This window comes from Gemmatimonadota bacterium, assembly GCA_026705765.1.
Taxonomy (GTDB): Bacteria; Latescibacterota; UBA2968; order UBA2968; family UBA2968; genus VXRD01.
The window spans coordinates 37,626-50,954 of record JAPPAB010000167.1; the positions used below are offsets into that span (position 1 = coordinate 37,626).

Here is a 13,329-nt window from a genome sequence, read left to right on the forward strand (position 1 = left end):
TTAGACCTTTCCCCGTCCGCCAGAAATAAATTTGGCGAGTTGTCGATGGAGATGGGCGCGCACTTCTGGGTTGTCTGGGTCCAATGCAATGGCCTGGCGGATGATGAAGATGGCGCGTTCGGTGTTGCCCATCTGGTAATGCAATTCGGCCAGTGTGTCCAGGTAGGATGGCGTGTGTGGGCGCAGGCGCAAAGACCGCCGCGATAGGCGAATACCTTCGCGCAGGTGTATTCCCTGGATGGCGTATATCCAGGCGAGATTGTTCAGGCTGCTGTCGTCGAGGGGGTTGAGTTCCAGTGCTTTTTTGTAGTATTCTTCGGCGCGCTTATAGTTTTTGCGCTCGTAATAGACATTGCCCAATTCGCCGTGCGTGCGTGCTTGTATTTCTGCTTCGTTGTCGTTTTTGGGTTCAATATTCAGCACCTGTACATAAGCTTCTTCGGCGCGCTCAGGCCATTTTAATACCATATAGAGACCGCCCAGTTGAAAATGTGCCCACATCGCTTTTGGCCATTGTTCGACAACTGTTTCCAATAGGGATTGTGCTTCGCTCAACTGGTCGTGGGCCAGATAAAGACGGATGAGGTCGCGGTAAGATTCCCGGTGCGCGGGCACCTGCGATATGGCTTTTTCCAACCACGCGATAGCGGCGTCTGGTCTCTCAAGTGCTTCGTTGACGATTGCGAGGTCACGGTACAAGATCATATAATTGGGAGCAAATCCGAGCGCAGTTTCAAATTCGGTTCTCGCTGCGTCGTATTGGCTGCGCCTCAGATATGCCCTGCCCAACCACCGCCGCAAAACCGCGTCTTCAGGACAAATATCCACAGCAGCCTGAAATATCGCCAGTGCTGTTTCGCGATCGCCATTGGCCTCGAGGGCAATCGCGCGGTCTAAATGGCGATACGCCCGATACTGTGCACAGCCAGACAAGAGCATGACGGATGCGAGTGTGCAAAAGAGTATTGTACGCGTGTTGTCCATAGAGCTACTCCTCAGGGGAAGTATAGAAATCGCGACAGGGGTTGTCAAGATGCAAAGGTGTTTTCCCTTGACGCATATAGGCGGGCGGGTATAAAATAAGAATAGACGAACCCTGCCCAACCACCTAACTGCTATAGTTACTCCTGTCATCCTTCACTTTTTTAGTATGAGGTCTTTCATGTCGCGTATCTATTTCCTTCTTGTTTTTTTGTTTTGTATCTCCTGTGGAGCACCGCAGGAGAGGATGCAGACGCAGAATTTGATTGTTGCAACAGCTACGCCCGGCGGTACGTATTATCCGGTGGGTGTTGCGCTGAGTACGACGATTACACAGAAGCTACAGCCCAAAATTGTGGTCGCAGCTATCAATTCTGCAGGGTCGGCCGAGAATATTCAGATGCTGGTCAATCGAGAGGCACATCTGGCGATTTTGCTGGGTTTGTACGGTGCGATGGCTTATCGCGGAGAGAGGACTTATCAGGGGCAAGCGGTTAGAGATCTCCGGTCTATTACCCTGCTATGGGAGAATGTCGAGCATTTTATACTTCGGGCGTCCGATGCCAAAACAGGTACTGTTGAGGACTTGAGAAAACTCGGCCGCAAATACGTTATTGGCAAACGCGGCAGTGGCACAGAAGGTGCGACGCGAACTATTCTCGCAGCGCTTAATATTTCTCCGGATGAGGATTTTACGTCTGAGTATTTGGGTTATAGTCCGTCTGCTCAGGCTATGATTGACGGCCGTATTGCAGGGGCGACGCTTTCGGCTGGTCCGCCCGTGGCTGCTGTGACGCAGGCTTTTGCTCAGCTCGGTGCGGACGGGGTTTCTGTGCTTGCTTTTAGCGATGATCATCTCGCGGCGATCCAAAATGTGTTTCCCATGTGGACGCGCTATATTATTCCGGCCAATACGTATCCCGGGCAGTCCGAAGCGATTGAGACGATTGCACAACCCAATTTTTTGGCGTGTAGAGCAGATTTGCCCGAGGATGTGGTCTATGAGATTACAAGAACTATTTATGAGAATTTAGAGGAGATTCAAAATATCCACAAGGCCACGCTCGCAATGTCTCTCGAGAAAGCCACGATGGGCCTGGCTGTTCCCCTGCATGCGGGTGCCGCGCGCTATTATAGCGAGAAGGGTATCGATATTTCGCCGTCTCTGATAGGGGAATAGGTTTGAATTCCGAATTTGAACAGGGCGGCGAAGTGAGTACACCCCATCGCGTGCTTACTGGCAGGCATCAGGTGCTGGTCGTTGTTGTGGGGGTCTGCCTGTCTCTGTTTCACCTGTGGAGCAATACGCTGGGCGTTTTGCCCGAATTGCAGCGCAATGCCACCCATTATGCCTTCATTCTTTTTTTGGGATATCTGCTTTATCCCGTTTCTTCGCGCTATGCCTCGCGCACGCTGATTCTCGATTATATTTTTGCCGTTCTCTCTCTCGTCACCGCCCTTTATCTCGTGTTTTTTGAGGATGCGCTGCACGCCCGCAATGAGGTGCCGAATACGGCGGATCTCATTTTTGCGGGTATCGCGATTCTCCTTTTGCTCGAGATTACCCGCCGTACGACCGGTTTTTTTATTCCGCTGCTCGCGCTTGTATTTCTCACGTACGCGCTTTTTTGGGGGCGGTATATTTCGGGTATATGGGCGTTTCCCGGTGTGTCATTTCCGCGCTTGTTGTATCGCATGTATTTCGCACCCGATGGTATTTTTGGGACGATTGCGACTATTTCATCTACTTTTGTCGCGCTTTTTGTGCTTTTTGGCGCGTTTCTCCTGCGTTCGGGTGCGGGCGATTTTATGATTCGTCTGGCGCTCGCGCTGCTCGGGCGCACAGTGGGCGGGCCGGCAAAGATGGCGGTTTTTGCCAGTGGTATGCTCGGTTCAATTTCGGGGAGTGCTGTGGCGAATACGGTGGGGTCGGGTTCGCTTACTATTCCGATGATGAAGCGCACGGGCTTTTCGCCTACGTTTTCAGGCGCGGTCGAGGCGGCGGCATCTACAGGTGGTCAACTCATGCCGCCGATTATGGGTGCGGGTGCGTTTATTATGAGTCAGTGGACGCAAATTCCCTATTTGACCATTGTCGCTGTGTCCTTTATTCCCGCGCTTATCTATTTTTTAAGTGTTACTTTTTTTATTCATTTTCGCGCGCGAAAAAGAGGGATTGCGCCCCTGCCTGCTTCGGAACTCCCAAATATCCGCGATACGATCCGAGAAGGCTGGCATTTTGCGATTCCTATTGTGGTGCTGGTGGGTACACTGATCTACGGTTTTACACCTACGTTTGCCGCGGCAACGGGAACAGCGAGCATTGTTGTTGCGAGTTGGTTGAATAAGAATACGCGCATGAATATCCGAGATATTGTCGATGCACTTGCGCTGGGTGCTCACAATATGATTACCACGGGTATTATTCTGCTGTGTGCGGGTATTATTGTGGGTGTGGTGCTGATGGTTGGCGTTGGGATCAAATTTTCTTTGCTCATTTCAGCGATTGCCGGAAGCAGTGTGCTTATTACTGTTGTGCTCATTGCCATTGCGTCCCTGATTCTGGGCATGGGCTTGCCGGTGACGGCTTCTTATATCGTGCTCGCGGTGCTGGCTGCGCCTGCGCTGACCAATCTGGGGGTGAGTTTGATTGCGGCGCATTTGCTGATTTTCTGGTATTCACAGGATGCCAATGTTACGCCGCCGGTTTGTCTGGCTGCGTATTCCGCTGCGGGTATTGCGGGGGCAAATCCGCTGCGTACGGGTTTTGAGTCGTGGCGCATTGCCAAGGGTATTTATTTTATTCCTCTGCTTTTTTGCTATACGCCCATTCTTTTTGAAGGGGAGACCTGGCGCGTTGTTGAGACAGCGATTGCCGCTCTTCTCGGCCTGCTGTGTTTTGCGGCGGCTTCTGAGGGTTTTCACATGGTGTCGCTGAGTGTATTATACCGCGTCTTGTTTCTGGTGGCAGCGGTGCTGTTGCTTTGGCCTTTTCAGGAAATCGTTTCTTTTTTGAAGATCGTGCAGGTTTTCGACAATGCCGAGAATTGGAATCTGGTCGGTCACGCGATTGGCGGAGCTATTTTACTTGTTCTGATGTTGGTGCAAAAACGCGTCGCTACATAAGATCGTCTGAGTCGGCCAGTTGCACTGTCAGTTTGGTCAACGCTTGGATGAGGCGTACAATTTTTTGCAGGTCGATTGCAAGGGGCCAGCGGTCGGTGGGATGATGGAAGAGGCGATTGCGACCTGTGATGGAAATATATTGCCCGCCTCTGTCGTAGATATTCCGCGCTTCGCCGCCAGGGCGCGTGCCAACAGGTGTAAAGTCAATTGCAGAGACACCGGTCTCCGCGATGGCTCGATGGGCCAATTGCGCCAATTCCTCGCGCGACGCTTGAAGTCTTATGGGACAGTTTGCAGCCGCAAAATTCGCGCCCAGATGAATCCAGATGTGCGCCGCTTTGATCAATGGACGGTGGTGCGAGAGGAAGAAATCCAATCCCAGGTGTCCCAATTCGTGTCCCGTGCTTGCGACAAACCACACGTCTCGTTGCGGCTGATGTTCAGAGAGGGCGCGGATCATTTCGAGCCAACAGGCTATTCCACCTCCGCGTTCCGATACACATTGCCACCAGCCACTTCTCGGAGTGATGACTACGAGCGGAGATAGAGATGAATTTTTGCCCTGTATTCGCGTTTCAACATTCAGTGCCTGGACTTCGGTGCGCACTACATGGGCAATTACGCGCGCTTTTTTATTAGCAGATATGGCTTCTGCGATGCGCTCTTCGGCACTGTCTGGTACCTGTAATACGGGCGGTCCAAAAGGTGTTGTAAAATTCTCTGCATTGGTCGGTGTCAATCCGCGCACGTCTTCGGAGTGGGTTCGTTTGCATATCGCGATCATGGCTTTGATTTTGTTCCGCCTCCGCGCATGGGCAAGTTGGGGTTTGTCCCATCCCCGATTGGTCAGGTGGTGTCCCACTGCTATGGGTGTGTTATCTTCTGGACCACCCATCTGCCCTCTTACGCCATTTTTATCTGTAAATGTGCCGTCAAAAAAGGGTACGCCTTGAATTGTGTCGTTGCCGATTTGAAGCTCCGACTGTATTGGATCAACGCGCAAATGCCGAAATTTTGTCAATAGAGGTTTTTGGCCCGTTGCTTTTATTTGTTCGACCAAATAGTGTGCGTTTTCCGTGTCTCCTATTGTTCCTGTTCGGTGAATGCCCTGCTGATCGTAGGCTTCTAAAATTGTAGCGACTCGTTGTTTGAGAGATTTGTTTTTAGACATTTTGTTTCTCCACGACTCTTTTGGCTAACTACTGTAATATAAAATTATTATTATAGTGAATTACAATAGAATTTCAATTAATTCTTTTGAAATCACCAATCAGTTCGCAAACGTTTTAAAATGGCTTCCAAAGTCTTGTTGATCTGGAGAAAGTAGAACGGATCATGTAATTGACACCATTCTCGACAAAAGATACCAAATCCAGGCGCACCTGGGAGCCGGGGGCATGGGCGAAGTGTATCGGGTTTTGGATCTGGAACAAGACCGGGAGTGCGCGCTCAAAATTTTGAATGAAATGATGGATGAGCAGGCTGTGCGCCGCCGTTTTCACAGAGAGTTTCAGGTGTTGAACAGATTTCAGCATCCGCGCCTGGTCCGCACATACACCTGGGGCTTTGCCGAAGAGCGTCCCTATTTTACAATGGAATATTTGCCTGGGAAGACATTGGAAAAGATAATTGCCGATCGTGTACTGTTAGAGCAATTTCGGGCGTCTCACTTTTTTGATTTGATACAACAAATTGTCGAGGGTTTGGCTTATATCCACGCGCAGGGTGCAGTGCATCGCGATCTCAAACCCTCCAATATTATGGTTCTGGAAACAGAAGAGGGGATTGAGACCACGATCCTGGATATGGGGCTGGCGAAATTCAGGCATCTGCATAGTATTTCCATTACACAGGAGGGCACGGCGATTGGCACAGCAGAATATATGTCGCCAGAGCAGGGTAAGGGGCTCTGGGTGGATCACCGGTCAGATTTGTATTCATTGGGCGTGATCTTATATGAGATGCTCACGGGCGCACCTCCCTTTTCTGGACAAAATCCGGTGTCTGTTATTCTGAAGCATATTCGAGAGTCACCGCCATCAATGGGTGAAGCCCATGTCGAGGTTCCAGCCCAGACGCAAGAAATTGTGCTGAAGTTGCTGGCAAAAGAGCCTGTTGATCGCTATCAGTCGGCAGAGGAACTGGTGCAGGCGTTAAATGGTGTGGCATCATCGGGGTTTGTGCTATCCGATGACGAGCAGCGCGATGTGCATAGAAAAGTTGTGCGCCCGCAATTTGTTGGGCGGGAATCTGAAATGAAGATACTGAGTGCGATGTTGAAGGATGTACAGGATGGCAAACAGCGCGTAGTTTTGATCTCTGGTGAGTCAGGGGTGGGAAAAACAAGATTGGTCGAAGAACTATTGGGCGATGCGCTGATCCATGATTTTCTGTGTTTGAAAGGGTCTGGTCAGGAAGAGGGCGGACAAATATACGGTGCATTGATCGATGCTTTTCAAGGAACGACGGATTTGGTGGCAGAGTTACCCGATCCGGTAAAATCGGATAAGTTTTCTGTTATGGAGCGTTGGTTGCAGTTATTAAAAACTCTGCGGCAGAAACAGCCCATTGTGCTGTGTTTGGAAGATATTCAATGGCTTGATGAATTGACATTGGAATTTTTGCAGTATGTGTTGCGCGATCCAGAGCCGTGCCCGTTTTTGTTATGCCTGACCTGTCGATGGTCTAACCTGGAACCCCTTCCAAAAGAAATTGAGAATTTTATACACAGCAATGAACTTGCTGAGGCGACTCAGATTCAGTTGGAGAATTTACAACAAGAAGAGGTGGGATATTTAGCGGCGTCAATGTTGGGAGAGCGGTCCATACCTTCTGATGCCTTGCAAACCCTGTTCAGAGAGACAGGTGGGCAGCCCCTGTTTGTGGTGGAGGCGGTGAGGACACTGGTGAATGCCGATGTGGTTCGGCAGAATGTGTCTGGCGATTGGCAGTGGGGAGAGTTTCCGGAAACACTATTATCCGATGATATTTCAGAGGTTTTGTACAGGCGCATAACTACCCTGCCTGATGTGCAACAGCGGGTGCTGGAATACGCCTGTGTTTTTCTGAGTGATTTTTCTTTTGAATTATTGGCTGCGGTTTGGCGCGGTGATGAGTTGGAGCTATTGGATTTATTGGACGACCTGATTGCAGAAGGGCTTTTGACAGCTTGTGGAGAGGATGAAGATCAATATCGTTTTTCACAGGAGTTGTGTCGGTGTGCAATTTACAATCGTATGCAAGGTGTGCGGCGGCGTCTGTTACATCGAGAAATTGGCAATGCTCTGGAAGAGACGGAAGATATAGAAGAATTGACCGAAGAATTAGCGGATCATTTTGCTGCGGCAGAAGAACGAGATAAGTCTGTAAAATATATGTGTCTGGCGGGTAAAAAAGCATTGGAGGTACAAGCGTATCGCCAGGCATTGAGACGGTTCGAGGCAGTGAGGGACTGGACAGCGGATGACGTTTTTGAATTACCTGCAGATGCTATTGATTTTTTGTGCGATTATGCAGATGTGTTGCGCAATTGTAGTGAATACAATTGCGCACTAAAACTTTTAGACGAAGCAAATGCATTATTGCAGCCGGAATCGTAGTCGCAGGTTGGTTGATTGGCGAAGCCATTGAAGACGCCGTTGAAGACGCACTTCCAGACTGCGACGATCCACATATCACTATTAGTTACGACTTTGATGATCAAGAACTGATAGCTGAAATTGATTGTGGAGATGAAGACGGGGGTTGATTATCCGTCGTTTCGGTATAATCTCCTACACCAAGTGAGATCGGGGTCAGCCTTTGATGTAAGGGCTGGCTCCGGTTCAGGTTAGTAGTTTAAAATTCCACCAAATCCATAGACTTCATTTGAAGTCATCACTTGAAAGGAAAGCACCATGAGCCTTGCCGTTTCAGCCTATCAAGAACCTGTTTTGCCGATACCTGATTCCCCATCAGTAATCTGCACCAATTTGCCAGTGCATCAAGAATCTCTGGATTCTGTGCAGATGAATCATACCGAAGGTGGGTGGGTTCTCGAAGCATGCATTATTGCAGTCGGAATCGCAGCCGCAGGTTGGTTTATTGGCGAATCAATTCCAGACCCAGAATTTCCAGAATGTCCAGATCCACATATCACTATTAGTTACGACATTGATGATAATGAAATAACGGCTGAGATCGATTGTGGAGATGAAGAAGATGGGGGTTGATTACCTGTCGTTTTGGTAACCACGTTCGCTAAATGAAATCGGATTCAACCGTTAATATGATGTCATATCGACAGATCAAGCGGTATACATTCAATTGGAAATTTTTTAGTCCTAATAGGTCGATAAAATGATAAGAATACTGATTGTTTTGTGTTTGGTGATTGGGGGAGTGGATGCTTTTGGTGAAGAACAGAACAAAGAAAGTACGAAGGCTAAGAAGAAGAAAGAAAGCGAGAAATGGTATGGGATCCTGGGAGGTCTGTCGCAATTTTACTTAAAAGATGAATTGGGTTCCTACTTGCGATACGAAGATCAGACGCGATCCATTGCCTTGCTATCCCTAACCCAGGGAGATAGTAGTTTTAGTTCCAGTTTTCTTACATTCGGTCGTGGTAAACTATATGCTTCCGGGACAAGTGTAAATATCGTGTATCTTCAAAGTGAAGAATACTTCTATGGTCGTTATTTGGCATCATATCTTCAAAATAAGATGAAATTGGGCATTATGGGGGGGATGAAATTGGAAGTTTATTTCAAAGAATATGTCCATCCTCCTATACATTCCCAACTTATTTTCGATATGGATTTTGGCCTGGGTTTTGCAATTGTTGGTGACTATCTTCTCAAGCCCCGGCATCATCTCAGGGCATATACCGGCAGCAGTATTATATCGTATTATGTGCCGCACTCATCTGGAATCGTGTCTATTCGGGAAGCCGCGGCGAATATATTCAATGGTGATCTGGTATTATGGAACCGCTTTCTGAATTTTAATATCGGAGTTCAATATGCAAACCGGCTGTCCTCATCCATACAATTTTATACACTCTATCGCATGGATTATCAGCGTGCGCGAAGGTATGAACGCACAGCCTCTATGTTCGCGCATAATCTCCTGATCGGTTTTGCTTACAAGGTCAAGTAATATGTTACGCACACTATGTATCGTTGTCACCTGTGTCTTTTTATTATCCTGTGGAAAGTCGATTATAGGCGGTGATTTTGATCAGTCTCCCGAACACAATTTTGAAATTCTCTGGCAAGAGTTTAATGATTTTTACGCACTGTTTGAGGTCAAAAATGTCGATTGGGGCGCGCTTTACAATGCTTATCGTCCTTTGGTCACAGACCATTCCACTCAAGAGGAACTTTTTGCAATCTGTGTTCTTATGTTGGAACATCTCTATGATCGGCATGTCCGTCTTGTTACTCCATTCGCCAGATTTACATCAGGCCATAGTGGTGAGCCTGTGACTTTCGATCCGCGAACAGCCGGAAGAGATACAACTTTTACAATTACGTTGGGCAATCGGGACAGGGATGAATCTTTCGATTTGGGCAGTGTTAGAAATTATGTTGGAAATATACGCAGTCAGGGCAGTATTCTGTATGGTATTATCCAGGAACATATCGGATATATCTTGATTCCTGACTTTTCAGACGAGTCGATTAAAAATTGGGAACGCGATATTGATGCTGCATTAGAGCAGTTACACACGACTTCTGGTGTAATCATTGATTTGAGACTAAACGGTGGCGGGTTTGGGCATATCAGTAGAGCAACTATGGCGCGTTTTATTGATTCACCACACATATATGGCTATGCACAATTTCGCAATCGTCCCAGGGGGTCTGACTTTACACCTCTTTTTGAATTACAAATAGAACCTGCTGGCGTGCGGCAATATACCAGACCCATTGCTTTGCTCGTTGGGAAAAATACCGCGAGTGCTGCTGAACACTTTGTTTTGGCTCTGAGAGAACTCCCACATGTTACGGTTGTTGGCAGTTCGACCGCAGGTGCTCTTGGATCCACCAAACAAGGTCAATTGCCCAATAGATGGACTTACCAACTCACGATTTCAAAGGTCGTTTCCGTGGATATGATAAGCTATGAAGGTACGGGTATTCCCCCCGATATTGTTGTCGGTTCTTCCGGTTCTCCTGATGCGGGAGATCTGGTGCTTGAAAAGGGGATTGAAGTTTTGGTGGGAAAGTAAAAAGGAAGGAGCACAGATAATGTTCATCAGATATCTTGGGCTATTGTTTTGTATTTTCGCTGTTTTCTCGAACTGTTCTGTCTATGCTCAGACTCTTGCACAACTGCGCTTGAGGGCTGGCACAATTGAAGGGGAAATCGCTCAAATTCGGGAACGCTCCTTTAAGCAGTCCATTAATGTAGGTATTCAAAGCACTTCCGAACTTGAAGCATATCTCGAACGGCAGTCCGCACTACAAAATTCCGGTCTGGACTGGAAATACTATGATCGCGTGATCCGAAAACTGGGTCTGTACAGGGGAAATCTGGCCTTAGACCATTCTGATTTTATCTCCTTTTCCAAAAGCCAGGTCGCTGCATATTACGATCCCGATGTAGATAAATTCTATTTGATTATGCAGAATCTACCCACAGATTTGTTAGACGGTTTATTGGCCCATGAACTTTGTCATGGTCTTCAGGACCAGCACTTTGACCTCAACCAATTCCTATTTGCTCAGATCAATACTTTAAGTGCAGACGGGATGCTCGCTCGTCAAGCTGTCGTAGAAGGCGAGGCCACTTACATCCAGACGGTTTGGACGCTGAAAAATCTGATTGGACAGGTGCCCGAATATGAACTCTTACAAAACGTGATTGATATCCAAACGCAGTTGGATGTTGAGACACTCCGCGAACAGATGAAAAAAGTTGTCTCATTACAAAATAATGCACAGGCCGCCATTGAGGCGATAGATGCGCTTCCTGATTTTATGATTTTGCAACAAATCGGCGTTTATCAACTTGGAATGAATTTTGTTTATCACATTCAGAAACGGGGGTGGGAGAATATTGATCGGTTGTACACACAACCTCCTGTCTCGACCGAGCAGATTTTGCATCCTGCAAAGTGGTTGTCTGATGAAACACCGGATCAACTGACTTGGCCGCCATTTCAACAAGAAGCTATCTTTAATGAATGGGAAATGGTGGATAAGAATACGCTGGGAGAACTCATGTGGCGTATCATCTTTTCTGAATTTGACATGGATAGTCGGGGTAAAGTAGCTGCTGCCGGATGGAATGGGGATCGATATGTAATTTTTCGAACGCGAGATGGCAATGCTTTGCTTTTAATGATCTATACGAGTTGGGACACAGAGAGATGCGGAAGAGTTTAGCCAGTTGTATGACGAATTGCTGGCATTAAAGTATCCTTCAGGGGATATAACCTATAAGATATCAAAACAGGGGCGGGATGTGTTGATTTTGGAAAGTGACCTAAATATCGATACTGATGCAATCTTGGTATTTATGGGTACAACGCGTACCTGGGAGCAGGCGGTTATTCGCTCGGTTGATTTTAATGAGAATGGGCAGATAGATTTCGAGGATTTTTTGCTGTTCGTCCAGAATTTCGGGAAAGACCAGACTACAATCGGATTTAATCCTATTTTCGACTTAAACCAAGATGGACAGATTAATTTTTCAGATTTTTTGACGTTTGCTCAATATTTCGGGAAATCCACTTCTTGAGACATAGGCTACAGGGAATAATAGAGAAAACATGAACCTTTCGCACTTTTTTGCCAAAAACTCAGTTCGGTCACAATCTGTTCACTTTCCCTTTGGAAGTGTTGTGTTTCAACAGGGGCAAGAAGGTGAGGCGTTTTACATTGTGCAGTCTGGACGGTTGCGGGTGATGAAGCAGGATGGGAATGGCACCTCGATGACTGTGGGCTATTTGTATGCGGGCGATCACTTTGGCGAAGGGGCCTTGTTGACCAGGCAAGGACATCGGGCAACGGTGCGAGCGGTTGAGGATGCTGATGTATTGCAAGTGCCGAAGGATGAGTTTTTTAAGGCTGTGAGAAAAAGTTCTGATGTGAAAGACTACCTCGAAGAACAGATTGCCTGTATTGCGTATCGGGATTTTACGCGATTTTTGAAAGGAGATGTTCCGGGTGAAGCGATGCGGGTGTTGTTTGCACGGTTGAAGCGCGAGGCGGTTGAGAAGGGTGTGACGGTTGTTGACCGGGGGCAATTCGGACAGCGGTTTTATTTGATTGGCAGCGGTCAGTTGAAGGCAGTGTTGGAAAATGGAGACACGGTGATTTTACGTCCGGGGGATTATTTTGGCGATGAAGATTTATCAGACGACAAAAGGGTGATTCGCAGTCGGCGTGATAGTGTGCTCTTTTATATAGATAAAAGCGATTTTAATAAGTTAAAAGCTATGATGCCGGGATTTGAAGAAGCGCTGGAAAGAGGGCGCATATCGCGTGGAGATCGGGGATCGAATGGGGTATTGTTGCGACAAGCGCAACCTAAGCCAACGGTTGTTCGGGCAGAGGAAGAAGGCCAGAAGTCCAGTACGGCATCCAATGTGGTCAATATCAGAATAGACGGTGAAAAACCACAAGTGCCCACATGGTTTCGCTTCCCGTTTTTGAAGCAGCACGATCAATCGGATTGTGGTGCGGCGTGTTTGGGCATGATTTGTAAGTATTACAAGATGCCTATTGGATTGAACAGGCTGCGCGATATGTCCAATGTGTCGCGGTATGGCACGTCGATGGCGGCGTTGGCCGAGGCTGCGGAAACCATAGGTTTTGTTACCCGCGGTGTGCGCACGGGGTATGAAGCTCTGATGCGTACAGAATTGCCGGCTATTCTACACTGGGAAGGCAATCATTTTGTGGTCTTGTATCAGATAAATAAAAAGGAGGTGAAGATAGCAGATCCCGGCGTGGGCATTCGCAAGCTGTCGCGGGCAGAGTTTGAGAAGGGCTGGACAAATATGGCACTGTTGCTGGACTATACGGATCAGGTAGCAGAGAATGAACCGTCTCAGTCTTCTTTTAAGCGGTTTTTTCCTCTGATCAGACCCTATACAAGTATTTTGATTGAGGTATTGCTGGCGTCTCTGGTGCTCAGTTTGTTCGGTCTGGCATCGCCTATTTTTATGCAGACGATTATCGATCAGGTCTTAGTGCATCACGATAAGGATTTGTTGAACTTGATGCTGGTGGG

Annotated in this window: 11 protein-coding genes; 9 read left to right on the forward strand and 2 right to left on the reverse strand. The window is 47.7% G+C overall.

Translation table 11 applies throughout. The annotated features are described in order from the left end of the window. Positions 1 to 984: a tetratricopeptide repeat protein gene (locus tag OXH16_21085; GenBank protein ID MCY3683903.1), complete on the reverse strand. Its 984-nt coding sequence runs from the start codon at positions 982 to 984 to the stop codon at positions 1 to 3. Between the two features lie 178 nt (positions 985 to 1,162). Here OXH16_21085 and OXH16_21090 point away from each other — a divergent pair, with 178 nt between their 5' ends. Together OXH16_21090 and OXH16_21095 are read left to right on the forward strand one after the other, a co-directional pair. Further along, positions 1,163 to 2,161: a TAXI family TRAP transporter solute-binding subunit gene (locus tag OXH16_21090; protein MCY3683904.1), complete on the forward strand. Its 999-nt coding sequence runs from the start codon at positions 1,163 to 1,165 to the stop codon at positions 2,159 to 2,161. A gap of 2 nt (positions 2,162 to 2,163) precedes the next feature. Beyond that, entirely contained in the window at positions 2,164 to 4,107 is a 1,944-nt protein-coding gene (locus OXH16_21095; GenBank protein MCY3683905.1) for a TRAP transporter permease, read from the forward strand. Here the strand turns inward: OXH16_21095 and OXH16_21100 are convergent. After that, a complete protein-coding gene (locus OXH16_21100) occupies positions 4,100 to 5,278 on the reverse strand; it encodes a M28 family peptidase (GenBank protein MCY3683906.1) in 1,179 nt (392 codons plus the stop codon). The genes OXH16_21095 and OXH16_21100 overlap by 8 nt on opposite strands. A 199-nt stretch (positions 5,279 to 5,477) precedes the next feature. On the opposite strand from OXH16_21100, the gene OXH16_21105 reads away from it, so the two are divergent. The 7 genes from OXH16_21105 to OXH16_21135 all read left to right on the forward strand — a co-directional run. Continuing rightward, a complete protein-coding gene (locus tag OXH16_21105; protein ID MCY3683907.1) occupies positions 5,478 to 7,706 on the forward strand; it encodes a protein kinase in 2,229 nt (742 codons plus the stop codon). Between the two features lie 297 nt (positions 7,707 to 8,003). Further along, the gene (locus tag OXH16_21110; GenBank protein MCY3683908.1) at positions 8,004 to 8,318 is read left to right on the forward strand and encodes a hypothetical protein; all 315 of its coding nucleotides are present in this window, start codon (positions 8,004 to 8,006) and stop codon (positions 8,316 to 8,318) included. A gap of 127 nt (positions 8,319 to 8,445) precedes the next feature. Beyond that, complete coding sequence (locus OXH16_21115; protein ID MCY3683909.1) at positions 8,446 to 9,243, forward strand: hypothetical protein; 798 nt, start codon at positions 8,446 to 8,448, stop codon at positions 9,241 to 9,243. A gap of 1 nt (position 9,244) precedes the next feature. After that, positions 9,245 to 10,318: a S41 family peptidase gene (locus OXH16_21120; GenBank protein ID MCY3683910.1), complete on the forward strand. Its 1,074-nt coding sequence runs from the start codon at positions 9,245 to 9,247 to the stop codon at positions 10,316 to 10,318. Next, positions 10,284 to 11,477, forward strand: a complete 1,194-nt coding sequence (locus OXH16_21125; GenBank protein ID MCY3683911.1) for a hypothetical protein — start codon at positions 10,284 to 10,286, stop codon at positions 11,475 to 11,477. The genes OXH16_21120 and OXH16_21125 overlap by 35 nt, the downstream gene beginning before the upstream one ends. A gap of 4 nt (positions 11,478 to 11,481) precedes the next feature. Continuing rightward, complete coding sequence (locus tag OXH16_21130; protein ID MCY3683912.1) at positions 11,482 to 11,832, forward strand: hypothetical protein; 351 nt, start codon at positions 11,482 to 11,484, stop codon at positions 11,830 to 11,832. 31 nt (positions 11,833 to 11,863) lie between these two features. After that, on the forward strand, positions 11,864 to 13,329 hold a 1,466-nt coding region (locus OXH16_21135; protein MCY3683913.1), incomplete at its 3' end, for a cysteine peptidase family C39 domain-containing protein.